This window comes from Microcystis viridis FACHB-1342 (assembly GCF_014698335.1).
In the GTDB taxonomy this organism is placed as follows: domain Bacteria; phylum Cyanobacteriota; class Cyanobacteriia; order Cyanobacteriales; family Microcystaceae; genus Microcystis; species Microcystis ichthyoblabe_A.
The window spans coordinates 1-25,299 of sequence record NZ_JACJSV010000048.1; the positions used below are offsets into that span (position 1 = coordinate 1).

Annotated in this window: 26 protein-coding genes and 2 pseudogenes; 17 read left to right on the forward strand and 11 right to left on the reverse strand. The window is 44.2% G+C overall.

Annotated elements, in window-relative coordinates; genetic code table 11:
- The 3 genes and pseudogenes from H6G40_RS22895 to H6G40_RS15475 all read left to right on the forward strand — a co-directional run.
- Positions 1-216, forward strand: a pseudogene (locus H6G40_RS22895) (IS1/IS1595 family N-terminal zinc-binding domain-containing protein); the annotation flags it as partial.
- Between the two features lie 96 nt (positions 217-312).
- Complete coding sequence (locus H6G40_RS15470; protein ID WP_002731731.1) at positions 313-540, forward strand: DUF2281 domain-containing protein; 228 nt, start codon at positions 313-315, stop codon at positions 538-540.
- Positions 541-621: 81 nt separating this feature from the next.
- Positions 622-930 carry a type II toxin-antitoxin system VapC family toxin gene (locus tag H6G40_RS15475; RefSeq protein WP_002734782.1) on the forward strand — a complete coding sequence of 103 codons (309 nt, stop codon included), beginning with the start codon at positions 622-624 and terminating at the stop codon, positions 928-930.
- Positions 931-1,672: 742 nt separating this feature from the next.
- On the opposite strand, the gene H6G40_RS15480 is transcribed toward H6G40_RS15475, so the two are convergent.
- Complete coding sequence (locus H6G40_RS15480; protein WP_042790381.1) at positions 1,673-3,133, reverse strand: serine/threonine-protein kinase; 1,461 nt, start codon at positions 3,131-3,133, stop codon at positions 1,673-1,675.
- A 90-nt stretch (positions 3,134-3,223) separates the two neighbouring features.
- Entirely contained in the window at positions 3,224-4,123 is a 900-nt protein-coding gene (locus H6G40_RS15485) for a J domain-containing protein (RefSeq protein WP_069474519.1), read from the reverse strand.
- Between the two features lie 264 nt (positions 4,124-4,387).
- Here H6G40_RS15485 and H6G40_RS15490 point away from each other — a divergent pair, with 264 nt between their 5' ends.
- From H6G40_RS15490 to H6G40_RS23360, 5 genes are all read left to right on the forward strand, one after another.
- Positions 4,388-4,948, forward strand: coding sequence for a RipA family octameric membrane protein (locus tag H6G40_RS15490; RefSeq protein WP_069474518.1), 561 nt, complete (start codon positions 4,388-4,390; stop codon positions 4,946-4,948).
- A 260-nt stretch (positions 4,949-5,208) separates the two neighbouring features.
- The gene (locus H6G40_RS15495; RefSeq protein WP_002746864.1) at positions 5,209-5,424 is read left to right on the forward strand and encodes a hypothetical protein; all 216 of its coding nucleotides are present in this window, start codon (positions 5,209-5,211) and stop codon (positions 5,422-5,424) included.
- Positions 5,412-5,849 carry a type II toxin-antitoxin system VapC family toxin gene (locus tag H6G40_RS15500; protein ID WP_004161546.1) on the forward strand — a complete coding sequence of 146 codons (438 nt, stop codon included), beginning with the start codon at positions 5,412-5,414 and terminating at the stop codon, positions 5,847-5,849. Before H6G40_RS15495 ends, H6G40_RS15500 begins: the two co-directional genes overlap by 13 nt.
- Positions 5,850-6,125: 276 nt before the next feature.
- Positions 6,126-6,350 carry a DUF433 domain-containing protein gene (locus tag H6G40_RS15505; protein ID WP_069474517.1) on the forward strand — a complete coding sequence of 75 codons (225 nt, stop codon included), beginning with the start codon at positions 6,126-6,128 and terminating at the stop codon, positions 6,348-6,350.
- Between the two features lie 15 nt (positions 6,351-6,365).
- Complete coding sequence (locus tag H6G40_RS23360) at positions 6,366-6,536, forward strand: DUF5615 family PIN-like protein (RefSeq protein ID WP_242028769.1); 171 nt, start codon at positions 6,366-6,368, stop codon at positions 6,534-6,536.
- A gap of 190 nt (positions 6,537-6,726) precedes the next feature.
- Here the strand turns inward: H6G40_RS23360 and H6G40_RS15515 are convergent, their stop codons facing one another.
- Both H6G40_RS15515 and H6G40_RS15520 read right to left on the reverse strand, forming a co-directional pair.
- Positions 6,727-7,029 (reverse strand): element excision factor XisI family protein, encoded by a 303-nt coding sequence (locus H6G40_RS15515; protein WP_002734790.1) that lies wholly within the window; start codon positions 7,027-7,029, stop codon positions 6,727-6,729.
- Positions 7,014-7,433 carry a XisH family protein gene (locus H6G40_RS15520; protein ID WP_069474516.1) on the reverse strand — a complete coding sequence of 140 codons (420 nt, stop codon included), beginning with the start codon at positions 7,431-7,433 and terminating at the stop codon, positions 7,014-7,016. The genes H6G40_RS15515 and H6G40_RS15520 overlap by 16 nt, the downstream gene beginning before the upstream one ends.
- 509 nt (positions 7,434-7,942) lie before the next feature.
- Between H6G40_RS15520 and H6G40_RS15525 the strand changes: the two genes are divergently transcribed.
- The 7 genes from H6G40_RS15525 to H6G40_RS15555 all read left to right on the forward strand — a co-directional run bounded on the left by H6G40_RS15525 (position 7,943) and on the right by H6G40_RS15555 (position 14,435).
- Positions 7,943-8,557 carry a DUF1349 domain-containing protein gene (locus H6G40_RS15525; RefSeq protein ID WP_069474515.1) on the forward strand — a complete coding sequence of 205 codons (615 nt, stop codon included), beginning with the start codon at positions 7,943-7,945 and terminating at the stop codon, positions 8,555-8,557.
- 118 nt (positions 8,558-8,675) lie between these two features.
- The gene (locus H6G40_RS15530) at positions 8,676-9,074 is read left to right on the forward strand and encodes a hypothetical protein (RefSeq protein ID WP_002746868.1); all 399 of its coding nucleotides are present in this window, start codon (positions 8,676-8,678) and stop codon (positions 9,072-9,074) included.
- A 3-nt stretch (positions 9,075-9,077) separates the two neighbouring features.
- Positions 9,078-9,485 carry a hypothetical protein gene (locus H6G40_RS15535; RefSeq protein ID WP_002774524.1) on the forward strand — a complete coding sequence of 136 codons (408 nt, stop codon included), beginning with the start codon at positions 9,078-9,080 and terminating at the stop codon, positions 9,483-9,485.
- 215 nt (positions 9,486-9,700) lie between these two features.
- Positions 9,701-9,997 (forward strand): hypothetical protein, encoded by a 297-nt coding sequence (locus tag H6G40_RS15540; protein ID WP_002774522.1) that lies wholly within the window; start codon positions 9,701-9,703, stop codon positions 9,995-9,997.
- Positions 9,998-10,441: 444 nt separating this feature from the next.
- The gene (locus H6G40_RS15545; protein WP_069474514.1) at positions 10,442-11,677 is read left to right on the forward strand and encodes a DNA sulfur modification protein DndB; all 1,236 of its coding nucleotides are present in this window, start codon (positions 10,442-10,444) and stop codon (positions 11,675-11,677) included.
- A gap of 158 nt (positions 11,678-11,835) precedes the next feature.
- On the forward strand, positions 11,836-13,437 hold the full coding sequence (gene dndC / locus H6G40_RS15550; protein WP_002734842.1) for a DNA phosphorothioation system sulfurtransferase DndC: 1,602 nt from the start codon (positions 11,836-11,838) through the stop codon (positions 13,435-13,437).
- 290 nt (positions 13,438-13,727) lie between these two features.
- Positions 13,728-14,435 carry a M15 family metallopeptidase gene (locus tag H6G40_RS15555; protein WP_190537918.1) on the forward strand — a complete coding sequence of 236 codons (708 nt, stop codon included), beginning with the start codon at positions 13,728-13,730 and terminating at the stop codon, positions 14,433-14,435.
- Between the two features lie 63 nt (positions 14,436-14,498).
- On the opposite strand, the gene H6G40_RS15560 is transcribed toward H6G40_RS15555, so the two are convergent.
- Entirely contained in the window at positions 14,499-14,903 is a 405-nt protein-coding gene (locus tag H6G40_RS15560; RefSeq protein ID WP_002744345.1) for a response regulator, read from the reverse strand.
- 82 nt (positions 14,904-14,985) lie between these two features.
- Here H6G40_RS15560 and H6G40_RS15565 point away from each other — a divergent pair, with 82 nt between their 5' ends.
- On the forward strand, positions 14,986-17,625 hold the full coding sequence (locus tag H6G40_RS15565) for a DNA gyrase/topoisomerase IV subunit A (protein WP_190537920.1): 2,640 nt from the start codon (positions 14,986-14,988) through the stop codon (positions 17,623-17,625).
- Positions 17,626-17,629: 4 nt separating this feature from the next.
- Positions 17,630-18,313: a YdcF family protein gene (locus H6G40_RS15570; protein WP_002734010.1), complete on the forward strand. Its 684-nt coding sequence runs from the start codon at positions 17,630-17,632 to the stop codon at positions 18,311-18,313.
- A gap of 139 nt (positions 18,314-18,452) precedes the next feature.
- On the opposite strand, the gene kdpC is transcribed toward H6G40_RS15570, so the two are convergent.
- The 6 genes and pseudogenes from kdpC to kdpA form a co-directional block, all read right to left on the reverse strand.
- Positions 18,453-19,109, reverse strand: a complete 657-nt coding sequence (gene kdpC / locus H6G40_RS15575) for a K(+)-transporting ATPase subunit C (protein ID WP_190537922.1) — start codon at positions 19,107-19,109, stop codon at positions 18,453-18,455.
- Positions 19,110-19,111: 2 nt separating this feature from the next.
- Positions 19,112-19,318 (reverse strand): potassium-transporting ATPase subunit F, encoded by a 207-nt coding sequence (locus H6G40_RS15580; protein WP_190537925.1) that lies wholly within the window; start codon positions 19,316-19,318, stop codon positions 19,112-19,114.
- Positions 19,319-19,492: 174 nt separating this feature from the next.
- On the reverse strand, positions 19,493-20,431 hold the full coding sequence (locus H6G40_RS15585) for a DNA cytosine methyltransferase (RefSeq protein ID WP_242028770.1): 939 nt from the start codon (positions 20,429-20,431) through the stop codon (positions 19,493-19,495).
- A gap of 6 nt (positions 20,432-20,437) precedes the next feature.
- Positions 20,438-20,716: pseudogene (locus H6G40_RS23365) on the reverse strand (HindVP family restriction endonuclease); the annotation flags it as partial.
- Positions 20,716-22,875, reverse strand: coding sequence for a potassium-transporting ATPase subunit KdpB (gene kdpB / locus H6G40_RS15590; RefSeq protein ID WP_190537929.1), 2,160 nt, complete (start codon positions 22,873-22,875; stop codon positions 20,716-20,718). The pseudogene H6G40_RS23365 and the gene kdpB, both read right to left, overlap by 1 nt.
- 234 nt (positions 22,876-23,109) lie before the next feature.
- Entirely contained in the window at positions 23,110-24,855 is a 1,746-nt protein-coding gene (gene kdpA, locus H6G40_RS15595) for a potassium-transporting ATPase subunit KdpA (RefSeq protein WP_190537931.1), read from the reverse strand.
- Between the last annotated feature and the right edge of the window lie 444 nt (positions 24,856-25,299).

A 25,299-nucleotide genomic window follows, 5' to 3' on the forward strand; every position in this document is an offset into this window, starting at 1 on the left:
TCTCACCATACTATCAAGAATGGTTCTATTCATAATGGAAAACCCAAACGTCAATGTAAAGAATGTGGTCGTCAGTTTGTGATCAATCCCACTAATAAAACTGTCTCTGACGAAACCAAACAATTAATTGATAAACTCTTACTCGAACGAATTTCCTTACGAGTAATTGCTAGAGTAACAGGGGTAAGTTGGTCATTTTTACAAAATTATGTCAACAGTAGTGCGATCGCACTATCCATAACTTGTCCCCTCATCGCTGAAAACCCATGCTATCCTTGAGGTATCCACCCAAAATCCTCAAATCAAATCGTTATGAACGATGCTGACCTAGATACCAATTCTCCTTTATTGCAAACCCTTCAGACATTACCTGTCCAACAACAACAAGAAATTCTCGATTTTTTGGAATCTATAGTCAATCAACACCATCAAACCCAAATAACCCAAACAGGTAGAATTGCAGGATTATATCAAGGTCAAGGCTGGATCAGCGATGACTTTAACGAACCCCTAACCGATGAACTCTTGCCGCCAACTTAACCCATGCAACTTTTATTAGATGCCCATAGCTTTATTTGGTGGTCAATTAACTCATAAAAACTATCACTAACCGGGCAAGATTTGTTATTTGATCGAAATAATCGCTTGTTTTTAATCGTTGCTAGTGTCTGGGAAATGCAAATAAAACTGCAACTGGGAAAATTACAACTTAACCCATCTTTACAGGAATTAATTAAAAATCAAATAACCATTAATAATCTAGAAATACTTTCTATTGATCTAGCACATATCTGGACACTAGCAACCCTTATCCACTATCATAAAGACCCCTTTGATCGACTTTTAATATCCCAATCAATAACCGAAATTATGCCTATTCTGAGCATTGATGAGATATTTGACCTTTACCCCGTTCAAAGAATTTGGTAAATTTCCCAAAATGTTAGGCGATCGCTCACCTCGCAGCTAGGTCAAGCAACACCCCCACCCAACGTCAAAGGCAGACAACAGAAGGATACACATCCCAAAAAAACAACTGTGTCAAAAGCTACAATTTAATAAATCTTTACATTCCTCTCCCTAGCTTAGCGATTCACAGAGCAAGGATTCTCAGGTGTTTTCCCCTGTTTTACTGCTTCTCAGACGAACTATCCTTTTCCGTGAGGGATTGTGGCGCAGTGTGTCGGATTCGCCTTTGCCTTCTCTCTTGACTGATCCTCAACTCGATCGCAAACTAAATTAAACAGGATTACCTCGCACCAGCCAGATGATAGAAATAATTGAATATGGCTAAATTACTAGAGGAAACCCTAACTAGCATTTTTGATCTACTGCGTCAACTGGCAGAGCAGATAGAATCAGAAGAATTAAGCCTAAACAGTAGCTCTCTTTCATTGTAGGCAAAAGGGGAAAGGTTTAAGAAAAAATTATCATCTTCCCCTTGCCAGACTTCTGCAAGCAGTCTATTAATTACGGGCTGCTGAAAAAGTTTTTCGTGGGGTGTGGGGTGTGGGGTGTAGGGTTTTACCGATTTTGAGGGGGTCAATTACCTAATTTTCAGGGAAAAAGTCCAGGAATTTTACCCCCGATCACTCCCAGATATGGTACTTTTTGATTGACAAAAAGTCTAAAAGTCTTACCCAACAAGGTTTTTAGATTTATTCAGCAAACCCTAATTACTATTTTCTTCAGGAGGAGAAGGTGATAAAACAGGAGGAGCAATCGGTTCAATTTTATCCTCATTAACCGGGGGATTAATCACCTCTGGAACAGGAGAAGGGGAAGGAGAAGGGGAAGGAGAAGGGGAAGGGGAAGGAAGGGGAGAAACTTGAGGACTCGGATCTGTTTCAGGAAGAGGAACAGGAATAGGAATTACTTCTTCTGGGGTGGGACTAGGAGTTAATTCTGGAGTCACTTCTGGACTAGGAATCACCTCTGGGGTAGGAGTCGGGGATGGGGTAGGAGTTGGGGAATAAATGGGAGTCCGTTGACGAGAAGGTCGTCGGATAGGGGGAAAATCTTGGGAGGGAGGAGGAATGATTTCAGGAGTAGGAGAAGGTTCGAGGGTTGGTGATGGTTTGATTTCCTCATTTTTGGGTAAAAGAGCCATAAATCCCCGATATCCCAGGGCAAAAGCTCCAATTGTCACCGCAAAAATCAGCAAAATCCGCAGCCAAGGATTCTTTTTTTCCCCGGAATTGGGTTGAATAACCACAGTGGGGGAGACGGTTGGTTTTTGGGGTGTAGAGGACTTTAATCGGGGACTATGGGGAGAAACCGCGATAGTTGGTTGGGTGGACAAATCCGGGGATATTTCTGCCAAAGCTGCTAACATTTCCCTGGCAGTAGCAAACCGATCCCGGGGATGAAAACGGATCGCTCGATCGATTACCATAGCTAAATTAGGATTAACATTTTCTGCCTCCTGTCGCCAGAGAATTTCCCCCGTGCGCGAGTCAGTTTCTAGATATTGGGGAGTTTTTCCCGTTAATAAAAAAATCGCCGTTAAGCCTAGGCTGTAAAGGTCACTAGAAAAGACCGGTCTCCCGGCAGCCTGTTCCGAAGCCATATAACCGGGGGTGCCAAGGGCGATCGAATAGGCACTTTTTCCCGTAGGATCGAGTAAGGTGGCCACTGCCTCTTTCATTACCCCAAAATCGATTAAAACGGGCAAATTATCACTATTTCTTAAGATAATATTATCGGGTTTCACATCCCGGTGAATAATGCGGCGACTGTGAATAAAATCAAGAACAGGCAGTAAATTCTCTAAAATCGTCCGCACTGCTGAGGAAGATAAATTTCCCTGTCGTTGCTGTTTTTGGGTTAGTGTCTCCCCTTCAATCCACTCCTGCACCAGATAGAAGTGATTATCTTGGGCAAAATAACCGTATAAACGGGGTATTTGGCGATTTTGCTCTCCCAATTCCTCTAAAACGCTTGCTTCTTTCTGAAAACGTTCTTTTAACCATTCTGGCATCTCCTCACTTTGAATAGCCGGCTGCAATTTTTTAATCACACAGCGCCGTTGAGAAGGCATATTCGTATCGATAGCGATATAAGTTTCCCCAAATCCCCCCCTAGCAAGGGTGCTAACAATTTGGTAGCGATTGTTTAAAAGCACTAGATTCATTACCCTGAGAGTGCAAGCGTGGTCATAAATTGTTCCTAGACTAACATTCTTTCGTTAAGGAAAAAGTCAAGGGAAAAACTAGAGTCAAGTCTAAGGAATCCAGCGACGGATTTTCGTCCACAAAGGTGCATTATCTTGACTACTCATCTCCTGAAAACCTTGATAACAATCGTAGGCGCGATTAAGATGGGCAGTGATTTCTGTAGCATTGGGATGGGAATTGCGATCGGGATGCCAATAACACAAGAGAGTTTTATAATTGTTCTCAATCCGGCTAGTCGTGGTAAAAGGAGTAATCCCCAAAACTCGCCACCAAACGGGATTAGCGGACTCTATAATCATCACGGCCAAGGAACGGGGCGAAGGATAGAGAATTTGGGCGATTAATGACCAATCTGCCCCATAACACACCCGATAAACCGCTTTAACCCGCTCTTTTCCCAACTGTTCACAAGCTTGTAAATGCCATTGACGAAAATCCCTCCGCATCTGCTGATGAGTTCGCAAATCTCGCCTGGCGAATCTGCCCTCAGCTAGTTTATTAGTGCCAATAGTGTTAAAGTTACCATTAGCGATCGCTTTTAGATCCCAGTAAAGATGATAAAAAGGATCTTGACCCAAGGCGAGACTTTCGAGAATTTCCTTAGCGTAACCTCTAGCTGGATTTAATCGCAATAATTCCCGTAATTCCCGACAAAACTGCTCATTTTCGGGCATACCGCGCCATTGCCAATAGTTAACATCCGGTTTTGCCAGAGACTGCCTATATACACTGCGCCACACCTGGGGAACAGTACAGGCGATCGGGGTAGCCAAGGGAGTAGCCAGGGGATAAAATTGACCCTTTAAAGAGCTTTCAGGAGCATCTTCTAGTAAACAGGCAAGATGATAGGCGGGATGACTACGGGGCTTTTTTTGGGGGCTAATAAACCAAAAAGCCGTTAAAATGACAATTAAGTACAGGAGTAGAGAAAGAATTTGCTCCGCCATGGCAACTTTTAGTTAGTCTGCTCAGTTACCTCAAGAATTATAATTTGTGCTATGGTCGCTGAAAAGTTCTTTGTATCTCGGCTGATTGTCAGAAATCCACAAAATGGGGTGATATGTCGAAAGTTTCCATATATTCTTACTCTAAGGATTGTTGTTGGCAAATTTTCTTTATAGTTAATAGTTAGCTTGCCATCTTTACGCTCAAAAATCGGAGTTCATAGACTTATATAGTCTCCAGAGTAAAATTAACCAAAGGGTGATTTCATGAAATTGCTAATAAAAATACTAAAAAACTTTCGGAAATTATTCAAGTCAGAAGTTACTTCTCAAGAGTTAAATATCAGAGAAGGTTTGGAGTACCTAAAAGAAACCTCTGAATCCGCCAATAAAACATGGGAATTGTTTCAATATTTTCGTAGTGAAATTCAACATGAACATAGCTTATTAATGGGTCGTGTAACTTGGTATATTACTTGCCAATCTTTTTTACTTACTGTATATGCTATTACTTACAGCAATAGCAAAGGACCAAACTGGTTTTCTAATCTTTTGCTACCGAGCCTAGCAATTATTGTATCTTTTTTGTCTTATTTTATGATTCAGGGTGCTACAAAAACTATTGATATGTGGGGGAAATTACGTTTAAAATTAGTTAGTGAGAATTCAAAATTAGACCCTGTTCTTATTCCTCGATGGCGTTCAAATGCTCCTAAAGATGACCCTATTCATTTGAGAGCACTTTGGTTTCCTCAGTTTATTTCAATTCTTTTTGTAGTCATTTGGGTGCTGATTGCATATTTTTCTTGGAGGTTTCCTTGGCTATAACTACCAGCGATCGCCGCTATGGTAGATATGGTAAAGTGCGTTCCTTAATGCGAGTCCTACTGCTGCAGCGATCGATTTTGGGGAACGCACCATAGTCATTGATTCAAGTAAATGATAATAAGCTAAAAACGTCTAGGCACAGGGACGGACGGGAGTGCGATCAGATATAGACAAATATGGAGGCATTTTACCTTACTTTTTGGAGCCGTGATCTGTGGGCAATATGACATGATTAATAGTAGAAACAGCGAGTAAAGAGCATGACTACCTATCAAGATGTTCGCCGGCAAGTTGAGAATCTCACCCCAGACGAGCAACTTCGCTTGTTAAAAGAGTTAGCTGTAATGGTTCGTCGCCCTATGCTTGTTAAGCCCAAGCATAGCATTATGGAACTAGAAGGACTAGGAAAAGAAATCTGGAATGGACTTGATGCTCAAGAGTACGTTAATCAGGAACGAGCCTCATGGAATGGCTAATGCAACTACAAGGTCAAGTTGTGGGTTTGGATACCGCGCCACTCATTTACCTGATCGAGCAAAATCAGGTATATTTAGGGCTTGTTCGTGCCTTTTTTGGGGCGCTAAGTCGAGGCGAGTTTCAAGTTGTTACCTCTACGTTGACGCTGACGGAAGTTTTGGTGCATCCATTACGCTCAGGCAATGTAGAACTTGCCTGCCAGTATCGTGATATTCTTCTTGATCAAGAAAACTTAATTACAGTACCTATTTCTGTTGAGATTGCCGAAGTTGCCGCCCAGTTAAGAGCAAGACAAAACTTGCGAACTCCAGACGCAATCCAGATTGCCACTGCTATGGGAGAAGGTGCTATGTTTTTCTTGACCAATGATGCCCGTTTAGCTGCTGTCCCAGATTTAAAAGTTTTGGTTTTGGATGCTCTGTAACAGTACACCAATCTGGTAGCGTGCGTTCCTTAAACATTGATTAAAGTAAATGATAATAATCTAAAAACGTCTAGGCACAGCGACGGACGAGAGTGCGATAGCTTATGATGGGGTTGTAAATTTTTGTTACGAAGTGCAGATATGGTAGGGTGCGTTCCCTAATGCGAGTCCTACCGCTGCAGCGATCGATTTTCAGGAACCCCAACATCCTCACCTATTACCATGAAAGGGTATAATAAGTTTACTTAAGGTCATCAAAGAGGTAACAAAACCTTAATGGAAAGTCGTATCCATATCCATCCAGATATTTGTAATGGAAGACCTGTTATCGCTGGAACCCGAATTCCGGTGCAAACAGTTATGGAATTTTTGGGAGCAGGGGATTCTATTGAAGAAGTAATTGAAGAATATCCTTCTCTGAATCGAGAAGATATTTATGCCTGTAGGCAATTTGCAGCAAGATTGATGGCGAATCACTATGAAGTCAGAAAAATTGCATGAATGGTTTTTTCTTTGATGAAAATTTACCAGCTAAAATCCTCTTCACTCCATCTTTACCGATCATTTTTAGGGAGAAGTCCAAGGGATACGGAAATTTGGCAATATGCAAAGGATAAAAAACTGGTTATTGTTACGAAAGATGCAGACTTTTCTGATAGACTAATGCTTAATTTTTTTTTCACCTAAAGTAGTACATCTCCGTTTTGGCAATATACGAAAACGAGAATTTCATCAGTTTTTAGCTCCTATTTGGCCAGAAGTTGAAGCTTTGGTTATTGAACATAAATTAGTTAATGTCTATTTAGATCGAATTGAAGCATTTAGATAATTTTTCCTAACATTCATTGCGATATCGCTAAGGTGGGTAATGCCTGCCTTACTCTAGGGAAAGTCCAGTAATAATATCTTCTGGGGGAATCCCAGCTTGAATTAAAGTGGTTGTTAATCCTTCTTCAAGATTATCATCTTCAATGACAATTTTATTTTTCAATAAACGAGCGTGAAATAAAATTGTATTAATCCATGCTTCTTTTTCCCAACCAGTCATAATTATTAAAAAGTTGCCTGATTCTGGATCACAAACTGGGGTAATTTTAAGGGTTTGTAATCGAGGTTGCATTGCCGATTCTTTTCTGATAACTTGAGTTAGAATATCAGCATAATTTACTGTGTTATCCATTCGACAATTATCTCCTTTTGAGGATTATAAATAATTAAATTGATTCTATTACGTTTAATAACCAGTTGGAAAATAGCTTTTTTGAAGTGTTTTAAATAAACCGCTTGACTAATGCCCAAAAAAAGTTTTCTTTCAGGTTCTTGTGAATCTAAAGCCCATTGGTATAATTGAAGTTGTCCTATTGTTTTTTCTAATTCACTGATAACTGAAGGCGTATCAAAGTCTTTGATTTCTACGGCAATTTTACGATCTTCTTTTTCCGCAGCAAAAAACTTTTCTGCTCCTAAATCAGCTTTAAGCAAGGTTTTTTCTAAGGTTAGAATTAAAGGATCATCAGTGATTTTCCAACCTTCTTTTTCTAAAGTATGACGTAATGATAAATGTAGATCGTCTCGTCTGGACATCCTTATAAACCCTGCTTAAGAGGTTCGATTTCTATTCTACTACAGTTCGCCCTAATTCGGATTTATTATGACCGAAAAAGCGGTAAGGTGGGCAATGCTCACCCTACTATTTCTATTTTCGCTTGGTCAGGCTAGAGACTAACCCTAATCCTCCTAATCCTAACAAGGCAACAACGGAACTCAGTGCAGATCTGGTAGGGTGTGTTCCTTAAACATTGATTCAAGCAAATGATAATAATCTAAAAACGTCTAGGCACAGCGACGGACGGGAGTGCGAGTGCCGTCGAATAATTGTAAATTTTTGTTACGAAGTGCAGTCAGATTGAAGAATTAGTGATATGGTCGCTGAAAAGTTCTTTGTATCTCAGCTGATTGTCAGAAATCCACAAAACGGGGTGATATGCCGAAAGTTTCCCCATATCCTTACTCTGGTTATTCGGAAAGTTTCTGTATAATCAATGGTTAGCTGGCCTCGTAATATCACGATGTATCTGATTAGGAGCGATATTATGCGACTTAGTGAAAACTTTTTACAGCCAGCATTGTCAGATGATTTTTACTGGCTCAACGAGCCGACGCATTATCGTTTGGGTAATGGCTTGGAAATTTCTACAGATGAAAAAACTGATTTTTGGCAAAACACACACTATGGTTTTCAAAGAGACGATGGGCATTGCTTATTGATGCGACAAGTTGGCGATTTTTCCCTAATGACCCAAGTAGAATTTCAGCCTCGGGAAAAATATGATCAATGTGGCCTAATGGTGCGGATTGACAGTCAGAATTGGATAAAAGTTTCCACGGAATATGAAAGCGAACAAGCTAGTCGGCTTGGTTCTGTGGTGACCAATTTGGGATATTCTGATTGGGCAACGCAAGACATTTCTTCACGATACCGCGAAATGTGGTATCGCATCAGTAAACGGGGGAGCGATTTTCTGCTAGAGAATTCTTATGATGGGCAGGCTTGGCTGCAAATGCGGATCACACACTTACACAAGATAGCCGACGATTGCGAAATCGGAGTGTATGCCTGCAGCCCGATAGGCAAAGCGTTTCGCTGTTGTTTCAAAACCTTGCAAATCTCAGACAATCAGTGGCTGGCAATACCGGAAGCCAGCTAACAACCGTATGCACCCGACTGGCACTTATGCGCCTTAACGCCTGGCTTGTTATGGTTCACGGCTTGTCTGTCTTATGCTAGAGTTTCATAATTACCCAAAGCTAATGAGGCAAAAAATAATGACGGACAAAAATAAGCCAGAAGAAGTTCAAGAAGCAATGATTTCAGTGGGAGTGGGTACAGCCATTGGAGCTAGTGCATCGGCAGTAGTTGGCGGTATGGGACTGGCTGTGGGAGGAACTGCTCTAGGAGTCGGTATGGCTCCAGTAGCAGCAGCAGGAGCAGTTGTCGGCACAGCAGTTTACGGAACCAAAAAAGCAATAGAAGAACAAGACGCAACGGCAATTGGAGCAGCGGCAATTGGTGCGGGTGCTGGAGCCGGTATATCAGCATTAGTTGGAGGTATGGGATTAGCAGTAGGAGGGACGGCAGTTGCAGTGACGATGGCTCCCGTAGCGGCAGTAGGAGCAGTAATTGGTTTGGCTGGGTATGGGATCTCTAAATTATTCACTGAGTAAGTAATGGCTAAACGGAAAAGACAGTCCCCCAATGCTGCTCAAAAATTAGTAAGAGGAGCAATTCGGGACTTTATTAATCAGGTTAATGGCATAGTTATTGAGCCGGAGATAAATACTCCTGTAAAGGGGACAGAGGCTTGGTATCGGGACAAACTGGCTAGAGAATTAGGAGGAAAAACCGAGGTTTACATTGATAAGGTAGGTAGAATAGATGTCTTAACTAATACGGAAATAATTGAAGTTAAAAATACAAAAGGCTGGAAATCAGCGATCGGGCAAATCAAGAGTTATGGACAGTATTATCCCAAGCATAAAATGAGAGTTCACCTATTTGGGAAATTGACTGAGAGTAAACTGGAAACTATCCAGAGAGTATGTAACCTAGAAGGTATAACTCTAACTTGGGAATAGTATGATCGCCGATTTAGTAAGATTCGTTCCCTGATGCGAGTCCTACCGCTGCAGCGATCGATTTGAATGATTATAAGCTAAAAACCTCTAGGCACAGCGACGGACGGGAGTGCGATCGGATATAGACAAATATGGAGGCATTTTACCTTACTTTTTGGAGCCGTGATCTGTGGGCAATATGACATGATTAATGGAAGAAACAGGGAGTAAAGAGCATGACTACCTATCAAGATGTTCGCCGGCAAGTTGAGAATCTCACCCCAGACGAGCAACTTCGCTTATCAAAAGAGTTAGCTGTTACCTCTACGTTGACGCTGACGGAAGTTTTGGTGTATCCATTACGCTCAGGCAATGTAGAACTTGCCGGCCAGTATCGTGATATTCTTCTCGATCAAGAAAACTTAATTAGGGTTTGCTGTATAGTTCCCCAGAGAGAATCTAGGAGCCACACAGTTGGCAAAATGGTAGTTTCATCCCTTAGTTTCTCAATTTTATCTGGCGTTCGCTCATAAAAGTGCCAGGGTTTTGAGTCCCTCCGATCGATTTCTCAACGTTTGTTTCTGGCACTTTTCTGGCTGAAAAAGTAACAAAACCCTTTTCTGGTAAGGCTTTCACTGATATTCAGCCAGCCCTAATTTAGGTTAACTACTCCCCCACAAGCCCGCTTTTAAGTACATATATTCTACCTTTTTGTGATTGCTATTTTGAGTATCTTACCTATACCCTACTGAATTTTACCTATCAATCTACTTTTCGACTGCAAAAACCAAAATCAGTCCATATCTTGACTGCAAAAACGGTATTTTAACTTTATATGGGCCATTGACAAGCCTAAAAGCTTTCTTTAAACTAGATTCAGTGCATAAACAAAAATTCCGATAAGTACCTATTGCAGTAGGACTTCTCGGACGTTTGTATGTACTTAATTGTTTTTGGACATTTTTTCAAGGTTAATTATGACTCAGATCACATCGGCTGTCAATGACGACGGCTACCGTTCCACTGCTGACATCGTACACTGTCAAAGACAAGATGAAGCGCAGACTTTAGCTTTCGCTGATTCGGCCACATCAGGAGCGAGAGTTTTTATTTGTCATGTTTACGAACAGGGGGGAAGAACTCATCTAGTTTTTTCTCTACCTTGTAGTCTGCTGATTGAATTGGCAAAATTACAGAGTGCTGAAGCTAAAAAGAATAAGTCTAACGCGGACGAAGTCATGAACAGACCACTTATTCCCCAGCACGTTAACGAGATTGCAAAGTATTTGCTAGATACGGACCAGTATATTTTGCCCCCATTCATCTTTAACTCGAATACACCGATCAAAGTTTTTACCTATGGTGCAGGTCCAGTCAAATTCGGTTATGCTGTTATGCCAATAGATGTAGAACTTTATGTTACTGATGGTCAACATCGGTTAAAAGCGATCGAAAAAGTTTTACCTGAAAAACCTGACTTGCGTAACGACAGCGTAACTGTGCTGGTAGTTCAAGAAGCAGATATGGATCAAATTCATCAAGATTTTGCCGATTGTGCCAAAAATAAACCCATACCTCCCGCTTTATTGGCTGCTTTCGACGTTACCGATCCTCTTGCTAAGTTGACTCGGACAATTACTAAAGATTTAGTCATTTTCAATGGACGGATTGATAAAATCTCTCGTACTATCGGAAAAGACACCAAATATATGTTTACTATGAGTCAGTTAAGAATCGGTGTCGCTGAATTTCTTTTTGGTTCATCTCGAAAACCAGTTATAGAATCTCATTCTCGTCAAAGTAAGAGTGAATTTTTCCTGATGTTAGAGAGATTAAATATTTTTTACACAGAATTCGCCAAAAACAATGATACTTGGCGACTTTTGCTACAACCTGCATCTCAAACGGTCAATCTCAACTTGTACGATCTCAGACAACAGCGTGTGGATTTTAATACCGTTGGGTTTCAGGTACTTAGTCGAATTGGACATTTAATCTTTTTTGGACAAGAATTCACTGATTTACAGCGAGAAGCTCTAATTAAAGCACTTGCGGGTTTGGATTATACCCGTGACTCAGCTTTATGGCTAAATAGTATCGTGATTGATGATGCTGGTGCTAAAAAGATAGTTACACAGACAACAGCAGTCGATAAAGCGTTTAAAATCGCCAGAGATGCTGTACAAGAGAAAACTGGGATAGTTTTAATCTAGTTTCGAGTAGATTTAGAGCAATTCAGTCTTATATACCTTCTGAAATCACAAGCAGAGATCGAGCAGTTTTGCTTTATCTCTCTTTTTGTGTGACTATTGATAGGTTTTACTAATTAGACATACAGTATAGAGAGGAGAACTTTAAAAGCATATATGTAATGACCGCAATCCAAACCTCTCTACTACCAAATCGTACTATTGATGAGTTCGTGGAAGATATTAAACTACTGACTCAAGAAGTACAAAAGCTCTACTGTTTAGATGAGATTCCTTGGATTATTGGTGTTTCTTGGGGAAAAGATAGTTCAGCAGTTTTACAGTTAATCTGGAATGCGATCGCTGATTTACCATTAGAGAAGCGACAAAAAACTATTCATGTGATCACCACCGACACAATGGTTGAAAACCCCATTGTCTCTGCATGGGTTAGAAAGTCGATGGAAAAGCTGGAAAAAGCTTCAGAAGCTCATAGAATGCCATTTAAATCACATTTACTCTATCCTGCTGTAGAAGATCGCTTTTGGAGTGGATTAATAGGTAAGGGTTATCCTGCTCCCCGTTTGAAATTTCGTTGGTGTACTGGAAGACTGAAAATTAACGCTTCTAATAACTTTATTCGTGAAGTCATCAGAAATTGTGGGGAAACAATATTAGTTTTGGGAATCCGCAAAACAGAAAGCTCTCGTCGTGCTAAGGTGATGGAAAAATTAGAAGCTAAAAGACTTCGTGAGCGTTTGAGTCCTAATGCAAATATGCCGAATTCTCTCGTTTATAGTCCGATCGAAGATTGGCGTACTGATGAAGTATGGATGTACTTAATGCAGTGGGAAAATCCCTGGGGAGGAGACAACAAAGAATTATTAGCAATGTATCGAGGAGCAACTGCGGATAATGAATGTCCCTTAGTGGTAGATACTTCCACTCCTAGCTGTGGAAGTTCCCGTTTTGGTTGTTGGGTTTGTACTTTGGTAGATAAAGATACATCTCTGAGTATGATGGTTCAGAATGACCAAGAAAAGGAATGGTTACAACCACTCGTAGAACTCAGAAATGAATTAGACCTTTTGGATGATAGAGAGAGACGTGATTTTCGTCGTCTTGTTGGGAAAGTACAATTATTTGAAAGAAACTTAAATGGAGAAATATCGATCGAACCCATACCGGGACCTTATACTAAAAAATGGCGGGAATATTGGCTGAGAAGGGTATTAGAGGCTCAGGAGAGCGTGCGTACTAATGCTCCAGAGGATATGAAAGATATTACCCTAATTACCACGGAGGAACTCAGCGAAATTCGCCGGATTTGGAGGGAAGAAAAGCACGAATTTGATGACCAATTACCGAAGATTTATAAACAAGTGACTGGAGAAACTTTTCAAGATCCGCGACCGGGAGCGGATAATAATCTTTTGGGGAGTGAAGAATGGGATATCCTCGCGGATATCTGTGCCGAGGATTCCATGCACCTAGAATTATTGGCTAAACTTATCGATACAGAACGTCAATATTTTCTAAAAATCTCTCGCAAGGGTATTTACAAAGACCTAGAAAAATGCTTTGAGTCTAGTTCTCGTAGTAAAGAGGAAGCGATCGAAAATGCTCGTTATGTCTATGATCTAAAGAATGCCGCTCAAAGTGGCAATATTGCTCAGGTGAAAGAACAACTCAAGGAGAGTTTTAGTGAACCGGAAAAAGACCCACAAAAACAGTTAACTTGGGCCAGTATGAAATTCCCTACAACCGATGAGGAGGAGGAATAACGGGTTTATGTAGGGTTTGCTGAATAAATCTAACAACCTTGTTGGATAAGGTTTTTAGACTTTTTTTCCCTCAAAAAGTGCCGACCATTGGAGTGATTGGGGGGAAAATCCCTGGACTTTTTCCCTGAAAATTAGGTAATTGACCACCTGAAAATGGGTAAAACCCCACACCCCACACCCCACACCCCACACCCTACACCCTACCCCCACGAAAAACTTTTTGCCGCAAACCCTATGTAAACTGGCGATCGAGTTGACCATCAATAAAATTACCATTTCCCGATGACGAGATGAAACCCTACCAAAAAATTCCTATTCGTGAATGTGGGGAACCCCTAGTACCTATACCCGCAGATAAGTTTGTTATCCCTTCTCCCCATGCTTACGAGAAATTAGGAGCTAATTATCGCGGTAAATCTCCCTATTTTTTGCGACAAGGGGTGTTAAATCCCCTGATTGATGCTCAAAACCGTCTGCAAGTCTATCAACCCGGTTGGCAAATTTTGATTTTTGATGCCTATCGACCGATCGAAGTGCAACAATTTATGGTCGATTATAGTTTTCAGACTCTCCTAGACACAAGAGGGTTAGCCAAAGAGAAACTATCGGAGGCAGAAAGTCAAGCGATTTTAACAGAAGTTTACACTATTTGGGCGGTTCCCAGTGATAATGCCGCCACCCCGCCACCCCATAGTACCGGAGCGGCGATCGATATTACCCTAGTGGATGAGAAGGGACAAGCCATCGACATGGGTGGAGAAATCGATGAGATCGGAGAGCGATCGCATCCCGATTATTATATCGCCGCAAAAAGCCCGCAAGAACAGAGCTATCATCAAAAACGAGTTTTATTGGCTAAAGTGATGAAGGAGGCGGGATTTAGCCGACATAAGGGGGAATGGTGGCATTTTTCCCTAGGGGATCAGATGTGGGCCTGGTCGCTCGATCGACCCTACGCCATCTATGGCAGAGTTGAGGATCAGGGAGATAGCTGTTAGGGGTAAACTGAAAGCAGCTGGTCTATATCAATACTGATATACTAACAAAAGAAGACTCAAAGCTTAGACCGGCTTCTGATCGATGATCGCCAAGATTTGCTCAACAAAAGCTTGGTGATCAACCACTGGTTTAGAAATATAACCATCGGCCTGACTCTGCTTGAGAAAATTCTCTCGATCGCCCTCCATAGCGTGAGCAGTGACGAGAATAACGGGTAAATCGGCGGTTTCGGGGTTAGCTTTGAGAATTTGGCTGATTTTAATGCCATCTACCGCTTTCCCTTCATAGACACTATGGGAGAGGGAGACATCCATTAAGATCACGTCCGCTTTCTTGTCCCGAGCAATACGAAGCACTTCTTCCACGTCTTCAGTCCCTTTGACCTCTAGACCACCTCGTTTAGTCAAAATTTTGGCAAAAACGCGAAAATTTATCGGGTCGTCTTCTACAATCAAAACAGTTGTCATAGGGAAGCTCAGGGATAAACAAGGTTAAAACGGGCAAAATGCCCTATGATTCACAGCTAGACAGATTAAAAACGAGAGACTCATGGCCAAACAACTGGATTTCTTAGCTACTGGTCAAATTATACCCACGGCCTTACACCAAGAGATGGAACGCTCCTATCTAGAATATGCCATGAGTGTGATCGTGGGGCGAGCCTTGCCGGATGTACGCGATGGATTAAAACCAGTCCATCGTCGCATATTATACGCTATGCACGAACTCGGTTTAACCCCCGATCGCCCTTTTCGCAAATGTGCGCGGGTGGTGGGGGATGTCTTGGGTAAATATCATCCCCACGGCGATCAGTCAGTGTACGAGGCACTGGTTCGTATGGTACAGGATTTTTCCAGTCGTTACCCACTTTTATCGGGCCATGGTAACTTTGGTTCGATCGATAACGACCCCCCGGCGGCCATGCGTTACACAGAAACCCGTTTGGCCGGCATCGGTGATCAGGCGGTTTTAGGGGGAATTAGCGATGCTATCGTTAATTTTAGCAGTAATTTTGATAATTCTCAACAGGAACCCGTTGTTTTACCCGCTCAGTTACCGATACTAATTCTTAATGGTTGTTCGGGTATTGCGGTAGGGATGGCGACTAATATCCCTCCCCATAATTTAGGGGAAGTGGTGGAAGGTTTAATCGCTTTGATCGATAATCCCGATTTAAGCGAGGAAAAGTTAGTAGAAATTATCCCCGGTCCCGATTTTCCCACGGGAGGCGAGATTTTAGATGATACCGGCATTCGCGAGGCCTATCGCACCGGTAGGGGGATTATTCCCGTGCGCGGAGTGGCGAAAACTGAAACAATTATCATTGAGGGCAAGCGCCGAAGGGAAAGGACGGCAATTGTGGTTACTGAGTTGCCTTTTCAGGTGAATAAGGCGGCATGGATTGAAAAAATCGCCGAATTAGTTAATTTAGGGAAATTGGAGGGAATTGCCGATATCCGCGATGAAAGCAATCGCGAAGGCATTCGGGTGGTGATTGAATTAAAGCGGGAAAGTCAACCGCAGCAGGTTTTGGCCGCTTTATACCAACAAACGGCGCTGCAGACTAATTTTGGGGCGATTATCCTGGCTTTGGTTGATAATCAACCCCGGCAGTTGTCTTTAAAACAAGTTTTACAGGAATTCTTGCACTTTCGAGAAACAACTCTCACCCGTCAGTATGGCGATGAGTTGCAACAGGCCAGCGATCGCTTACACTTAGTCGAGGGTTTATTATTAGCTTTGCAGAATATCGATCGAGTGGTGGATATTCTCAAAAATGCCCCCGATGGGACGACGGCTAAGTATCGTTTTCAGGCAGAATTGGGCATTAGTGACCCTCAAGCTGATTCTATCTTAGCTATGCCTCTGCGTCGTTTAACCGGTTTGGAAAGACAAAAGTTAGAGACGGAAGCGACGGAATTACAAACAAAAATTCAACAATTGGAAACCCTCCTCCATAACCGTCAGGAGTTTCTCAAGTCTCTGAAAAAAGAATTGCGCTCTTTAAAGAAAAAATTCGCCGATAGCAGACGGACAAAAATTCGCACCGGCAAGTCGGGGGACAGGAGACAGGAGACAGAAGGGAAGAAACAGGATTCTGTGGTGAAAAAACAGGAGACAGTCCCGATGAAAAAATTTTCACCCCCACAGACGAAAGAGGTTTCCTTACCTACACCCCACACCCCACACCCCACACCCTCTTTGAAGTCAGAAGTTAAAAAACAGGAGAATAAAGTTAAGAAAAAGCCTGAGAGTGAGAATGCACCGAGTTTAAGCCTATTTACGCCCCAAGAACCCCCAGAAAATGCGATTTTATTGCTTGATGCAGAAGATAAAATTAGTTGGACGACACCGGAAGAGCGAGCGCCGGACCGGGGTTTAATTATCTATCAACAGGCGATCGAAAAACGGGAAAATTTTCTAGTTATCCTCGATAATGCTAAAGCTTACCCGATTGCTATCCGGGAAGTCCCCCCGCAAGCGAATCAACCGGTGTTAATCTCCAGTCTGCTGACCAAAACCGCCCAAAAAGAGTCAGAAGCCGTGTTAAATCAATTTTTCTTGACGGAACCTCAAAAAAATCAAGAATTGCTTTTACTGAGTCAACAGGGGCGAATAAAGCGGCTTCCCATTAATGAATTGGAGGGGGTTGGTAGTCGGGGTTTGTCCCTGATGAAATTGAAAGAAGATGATCGCCTATATGGTGCTATTTTTACTCACGAAGGCCTAGACTTAGCGATCGCCACCAGTAGTGGTCGGGTGTTGCGTTATCCTGTGCGCGAGGAATTATTGCCAATTATGGGTAAATCTGCCCAGGGTTTAGCAATTTTGCGATTGCGCTACGGGGAACATCTAGCTGGCTGTGTTTCTCTCCCCCATCGGGAAAATCTGCTGCTGATTTCGGGATTAGGTTACGGAAAAAGACTGGCGATCGAGAATTTACGCCTATCACAATTAGGCGATCTTGGTTCACCCGCTTTACAATTCGTCAACAAACAGGATAGTTTAGCGGCCATGGTAGCGGCGCGGGCGGGGAGTATAGTGTTATTAAGTACCAATCAGAATCGAAAACTACCCTTAGAGGTGGAAACTGTGGCAGTCACGGGTAAAGACGGGACAGGTTCACAATTAGTCAAACTCAACCCCACAGAAAAAATTATCAAAGCACAATTGTTACACCATCTCTAAGTCAATGGCGAAAAAACCGAAAAATGTTGCTCGTAAACACCGAAATTGGCAAAAATGGTTAAAACTAACTCTGGTCGCAGTTTTTGGGTTTATTATACTTAATTTAGCGATTAATTTAGCCATCCGCTGGCCAATTAATCAACAAAAACCCGTTGATGCCATCTTAGTTTTGGGGGGCAGCATTCGTCGGGAAATTTATGTGGCCAATCTGGCCAAGCAATACCCCAATATACCGATTTTAATTTCCCAAGGCTCGAAAGATCCCTGTATTTTATTACTATTTGAACGGGCAAAAGCACCAAAAACTAACGTCTGGTTAGAAAAGTGTGCTAATTCTACCTTCGGCAATTTTTTCTTTGCCGTGCCAATTTTAAAACAATGGGGAGTACATAAAGTAAAAGTTGTCACTTCTCCTACTCATTTACCCCGCGCTAAATGGTTAGCAGAAATTCACTTGCAATCCCACGGTATAGCAGTAGAAATCGATGCAGTCCGAGAAATTGGTATCCCTGGTAATCACGAATCAAAGCTAAAAACTGGTTTAGATGTGACTAGAAGTATAATTTGGGCTTTTGTCGGACAATTAATCTCTCCCCCCTGTTGGCAAGTCATTCCCTTAAATTCCGTTGATTTAGAAGCTTGGCGCGATCAAGGTTTTCAATGTGAATATCAAGGTAAGATCAGCTAAACCATCCTCTCCCAGTTAGTTTTTTAGCGGCTGCATCCCATGTTTGTAAATCCACTAAGTTGGGGTTTTTAAAGGCAAACTCTCTCTTTCCACTTGCCACTTCCCTATACCTTTTAAATAGGATTTAGTATCAGAAACCCTATCGGGAATTTGCGCGGGAATTTGCGATCGCATCTAGAGCCAGATTCAGTTTCAGCACGTTAACCCCCGGTTCGCCGAAGATGCCGAGAAAGCGCTCGTCGGTGTTTTTGATAATCAGTATCTCCACTTGATTCGTCGGTAATCCCCGCACCTGCGCCACCCGCTCGATCTGCGCTCTGGCGGCCTCTGGGGTGATATGGGGATCGAGACTGGAACCGGAGGTATATACCAGAGCTGCGGTGGGTTTGATTCCCGCTTTCTCTAATCGGGGAATCTCCCCCTCTATAGCTTTCGCCGGATCAGGATCGGGTTTTCCTTTAATGCGATCGATCAATACAGGGTTACTGGGAGCTAGGTTACTCGCTCCCGAAATTCCGGTTTGCAAGATCTTGTTAGGATCGTTTTTCGGATCGGCCGTACTGTAGTCGGTGGTACTCGGACGACTATTAAAATAGCGATCACTGGTGAAAGGTTGCCCAATTAGAGCCGAACCCACCACTTGACCTTGATTATTGGTAATTAAACTCCCGTTCGCTTGCCAGGGAAAAAGAATTTGACCGATGGCGATCATCGAGAAAGGATAGATCAGCGCAGTGATCACCCAGAGAACTAGGGTAGAACGGATGGCTCTACCGGCCTCGCGTGCAAAACTCATGATTAAAACCTCTCCGGTATAAAGATGACAAGGAATAGATAGATAAATAAAGCAAAAGCGACTAATCCTAAAAGGGTTAACGCAGAAGCTTGCCACCTATCGATAGTGCTTCCCGTAGAAGCTTGAACGATGGAGGAGAAAAGAATTGTTAGACAGAAATTTAAGAAAATATACCAAAAAAATCGGTATTTTCTAAGGGATACTTTCATAAGAATTAGAGTTTTTGGGCGATTTGTTTTTGCCAGTAAATCAAGAAAATAGCTGTAGTTGTCAAAAATTATCAGACACCCCCCTTATCAAGGGGGGATTAAGGGGGGATCGACACCCCCCTTATCAAGGGGGGATTAAGGGGGGATCAAAGACAAAATCTATTTTCAATTTAATTATAACCACTTACTTAGCTGTAGTTGTCGATAGGTTGTCTTGTTCTCCTTTTTCAATTCATAGTTAAGAATACATTGGCCCACATATCTAGCCAAATTAATAGGAACAGCATTGCCAATCATTTGTTCTAGATTAGATTTTGTTCCAGCAAAAATAAAGTCTTTAGGAAAAGTTTGAATATAGCTTCGCTCCCTCGTTGTTAGCGGTCTTAATTTTTCCTTAAGATGACAAGCATCCCCGGGATGTTGTCGATAGGTTTTGGGAACTGGTCGATTTACTCCTCGAATAGTAGGGCTAGGTTCATAAATACTGAATATCGCCCTTCTTTGATAGCTTCTAGGATGTCTATAATAGTATTCTATATCTAATTCTTTGCCCATATAGTCAAATACAGTCAGAGGTTGACTTGATAGATTTTCATTAATTTCATCGATTAAAAAATCATCTTCTTCCTTCATTTTACCGATCAGAAAATATCTTTTTCTAGTTTGAGGAACTCCGCAGTAACAAGAATTAATAACTTTTTCAGTTAAACCATAACCATGGCTTTTAAAAATTTGTTTTGCTTGAATGAGTATTTTACTTTTCTCAATTCTATCCACATTTTCCATAACAAACCATTGGGGACTTACTCTAGTTACAATTTCAGCGAATGTGAGCGTTAGATTCGCTCGTCCTAAACCCTCGTCTCTCTTCCCAGCACTGGAAAAGTCTTGACAAGGAGGGCTGCCGACAATAATCTCAGGATTATATTGAGCCAATATTTCTTGGCTACATTCTCTAGATAAATCGACATTAAATATCGGATGACTAAAGTTATTTCTATAGACATCTATAGCAGGTATCCAATTATCAAATGCGGCCACAATAGTAAACCCCGCTTTCTGGAAACCTAAAGATAAACCACCACAACCAGCGAATAAATCGATTGTGATCATTTTGCTCCCTCCTCTAAATTGACTCTCGAAAGCATAAAATAAATTATCGGAATCGGGAGCTAGACCGTATAACTCTTTTGTACTTAACTCCGCCAGTTGAATTTTTAAATTTTTATCGAGTTTCAGATATACATTTTTCAGTCCTTTCCCATCTAAGTAAGCGCACAAAGAAGCTGGAAATGAGGAGTTAAATTGATTTTTACCCCAGGTTTCTTTTTGGGTAAAATCCCGATTCGAGTGCTTCAATCCGAATAAACTAGGCTTAAATATTGCCGATTTTGCCATTACCTCAACCCGATCGCTGAAATTATCTCATCAATAATCTTAATAGCAATAAACGGCGCAATCATGCCTCCCACGCCGTAGATGAGGATATTGCGCCGCAATAGTTGGTCAGCCGTGAGCGGGCGAAATTGAACGCCTTTAAGTGCTAGGGGAATCAAAACGGGGATAATCAGGGCATTGTAGATCAGGGCTGAGACGATCGCCGATTGAGCGCTTTTCAAACCCATGATATTTAAAGCACCGATCCCGGCAGCGGCGAAAATCGTCGGGATAATGGCGAAATACTTCGCGATATCGTTAGCTACCGAAAACGTGGTCAGGGCGCCGCGGGTAATTAATAACTGTTTGCCGATGGTCACTAAATCGATCAGCTTGGTCGGGTCGGAATCGAGGTCCACCATATTGGCCGCCTCCTTCGCCGCTTGGGTTCCGGAGTTCATCGCCACACCGACATTAGCCTGGGCCAGTGCGGGTGCGTCGTTGGTACCGTCTCCCGTCATAGCAACTAACTTGCCCTTGGCTTGCTCGCGACGGATCACCTCGATCTTATCTTCTGGGGTGGCCTCGGCGATAAAATCATCCACCCCCGCCTCCGCCGCAATCACCGAGGCCGTGATCTGGTTGTCGCCGGTGAGCATGATCGTTCTCACACCCATGCGCCGTAATTGGTCGAAACGCTCTTTTAATCCCGGCTTCACGATGTCCTTGAGATAGATCACCCCGTAGATATCGTTACCCCGACAGACGGCGAGGGGAGTCCCCCCCAAACGGGAAACCCTTTCCTGTGCCTCATCGAGGGTATCGGGAACGGAACCACCGCGGGAACGGACGAAACCTTTAATCGCGTCTACGGCTCCCTTACGGTATTCCTCCCCGTCCCTATCGGTGCCGCTCATGCGGGTACGAGCGGAGAATGGGATTGCCTCGCCGGGTTGGCCATCGATATCGAGGTTTGCGCCCAAATTCCGGGCTAAAGCAACGATCGAGCGTCCTTCCGGGGTTTCGTCGAAAAGGCTGGCCGCTAGACAGACGCGGGCTAATTCCTCGAGGTTATGACCGTTGACGGGGATAAATTCGTCAGCTAGCCGGTTGCCGAGGGTGATTGTTCCCGTTTTGTCGAGAAGGAGGGTATTTACGTCGCCGCAGGCTTCCACCGCGCGTCCAGAGGTGGCGATGACATTAAACTGAGCCACACGATCCATGCCGGCGATACCGATCGCACTCAATAAACCGCCGATCGTCGTGGGAATGAGGGCGACGAGGAGGGAGATCAAGATGGCGATACTGGAGCCGGCCCGAAAGGTATCCGCAACCGCCGGCCCGAGGCTCGTTTCCAGAAAACCAGCGATATAGTTCCCGATCGAGGGAATCGTGGCCACGACAATTAAAAAGACCTGGGTTAACACGGCCAGAAGTACCGTCAGGGCGATCTCGTTGGGGGTTTTCGTGCGCTCGGCCCCTTCCACCAGGGAGATCATGCGATCGATAAAACCCCGGCCGGGATCTTGGGTGATCCGCACTGTCAACTCGTCCGAGAGAAGCCGCGTACCACCGGTGACGGAACTGGCGATGTCAGTGCCGGGTTGTTTGAGGACGGGGGCCGATTCTCCGGTGATCGCCGATTCATCCACCGAACCGATTCCCTCGATCACTTCCCCGTCGGCGGGAATCACGTCCCCGGCCAGCAGTTTTACCCGATCACCCCGATGCAAGGCCGTGGAACTGACCGACTCGATCGAGCCGTCGGCCAGGATTTTTCTGGCGATCGTGTCGCTGCGGGTGGAGCGTAGGGCATCGGCCTGGGCTTTTCCCCGTCCCTCTGCGATCGCCTCGGCGAAGTTGGCAAACAGCACCGTCAAGAAGAGGATCAGGGTGATGATGCCGTTAAGTAGCCGTTGTTGTCCCCTCTCCCCAGCGATCGTGCCGAATAGATGCGGGTCGATCGTCACCAGGGCCGTGACGATTGTTCCCAACCAGACCACGAATAGGACAGGGTTACGCACGGCGATGCGCGGGTCGAGTTTGAGGAAGGACTGCTGGATCGCGCTTTGATAGAGACCGGTCCGGTTTACCTTGGGGGTATGGCGGCGGTCGTCCCGGCGACCTCTCGGCACTCGCAACGGGCGGGGGGACTTAGAATTTCCTCTGTTCGTTCTCATAAATTATCTAGGGCTGGTTGAATAAATCTAAAAACCTTGTTGGGTAAGACTTTTAGACCTTTTGTCAATCAAAAAGTACTGGATATGGGAGTGATCGGGGGGAAATTTAGGCACTTTTTCCCTGAAAATTAGGTAATTGGCCACCTCAAAACTGGTAAAACCCCACACCCCACACCCCACACCCCACACCCTACCCCCCGGAAAAACTTTTTGCCGCAAACCCTGTCTAAACTCCTAGCCGATCATCCGGGTGATTTGAAAGGCTTCCGCGATCGGACCCAAGGCCAATATCGGCAAGAAAGTGAGCGCACCGAGAATTAAAATCACCCCCGCCGTCACGCCGGTAAAGAGTCCGGTATCGGTGTGGAGGGTTCCGGTGGTGGCGGCAACTGGTTGTTTGCGGGACATCCCATCGGCTAACAAGAGCAGGGCGGCGATCGGAATATACCGTCCGGCGAGTAAACTGAAGCAGGCGCTCAGATTCCACCAGAGAGCGGTCATCGTCGGTTTCGCCCCAGCCGCGATCGCAAGTGGTGCGGGCTGGGAATCTCCTAGTCCCTCGAAGCCCGATCCGTTATTGGCGGCGGCGGAAGCGTACTCGTAGATAACTTGAGATAATCCGTGAAAGCCGGGGTTACTGATGCCTTGAAAATCAGGGATAGCAAGGGCGATCGCTCCGGGGATAAGGATGGCGATCGGGTGAACCAGCAGAATTAAAAAACTCGCTAACACCACTTCCCGTTTCTCAATTTTGCGCCCGAGGAATTCCGGGGTTCTTCCCACCATTAGCCCGGTGACGAATACTGCGAGGATTAGATAGGCAAACAGGTAGGCGGTGCCAGTTCCCTGGCCTCCGAAAACGATTTGCAGGAAAAGATTCGAGAGGGTGGCGAAGCCGCCGTTCGGCATCAAGGAATCGTGCATGGCGATCACCGCACCGCACATGGTGGCCGTGGTAGTTACCGCGTACAAGGCCGATTGCGCCCAACCGAAGCGTACTTCTTTGCCCTCAAAGTTAACCGCTCGATCGACCCCTAGCAGCGAGTTAATCGCCTGGTTGCCGTTATATTCCCCGATCGCTGTGATGATCGTAAAGCCGATGAATATACCGAGGGGAATTAGATAGATTAATCGAGCTTGCTTGAGATTATCGGCGAAAACCCCGTAGGTATAGATCAGGGAGGACGGAATCGATAAAATCGCCACTAACTGCACGAGATTCGTGAATCCGTTCGGATTTTCTAAGGGGTGGGCCGAGTTGCTGGCGAAAAATCCCCCGCCGTTTTCTCCCAATTCCTTAATAATCTCGAAGTGGGCCACCGGACCGCGGGCGATCGCCTGACTCAGGTTGGGGTTTTCTAGCGTCGGCAAGATCGCTGGGCCAGCGAGGGTTTCCGGAACTCCGGCGATGATCAGGGCAATTGCCCCCACGATCGAGATCGGTAAGAGGATACGGGTGATCGCTCGGATCAGATCCACGTAGAAATTGCCCAACGGTCGCCCCGTCAGTCCCCGAATAAAGGCGATCCCCACCGCTAGACCGGTTCCGGCCGAGGTGAACATCTGGTAGCCGAGTCCCCAGATCTGACTCGCGTAGCTGAGGGTGGTTTCTCCGGAATAATGCTGTTGGTTGGTGTTGGTGATAAAGGAAATCGTCGTATGTAGCGTGGTGTCCCAAGTGGGAGCGGGGATCGCCGTCGGGTTGAGGGGAAGGACTTCTTGGCCCGCAATCAGGGAAAAAACCAGAATTGCCATCACCGCGTTACTGTAGAGAACGGCGCGGAGGTACTGCCAGCCGGTCATATTCTCTTTCCCTTTCACCCCGACGAAGCTGTAAAGAAGACTCTCGACTCGATCGCACAGTGGGTCGAGTAGGGTTCTCCGTTCCATGAAAACCCTCGCCATATAGCGCCCGAAAAAGGGGCTGATTGCCACGATTATCAGGATCGTGAGCGCGATTTGAATCCATCCTTGCAACATGGTTCGATCGACTCCGAAAAAAGGCTAGTGGTCATTGAGCTTGTGGAAATGTGGCGGCTCAATCGACGGATTCGACAAGCTCACCGTCCATGGTCGACCGGGAAACTCAGGGGTTCGCTGTCTCGAAACCGCTTGAGAAAACCAAGTTTGTCTAATTATTAGCGATCGTTAACCAGTGGATGATCGAGGGATTACTATCGCCTCTGCTGGGATGATTATAGCGATTTCAGGGCAGTCGCACACAATTCTTAACATTTTTGGACTTTGGACAAAGAAAAAAAGATTTGCGTAAAATTTACGGGTTCTCCTAGACTGGTTATGGCAAATTAGTAGTTTCAATGAGCCTAAACCCTTAAATAGACTAGGATCGAACAAAGCAAAAAGCTTTTTTATTAAAATTGCTTTTTTTAATTCTGGTGAGCCTTACTTGGCAAAGCTTGTGTG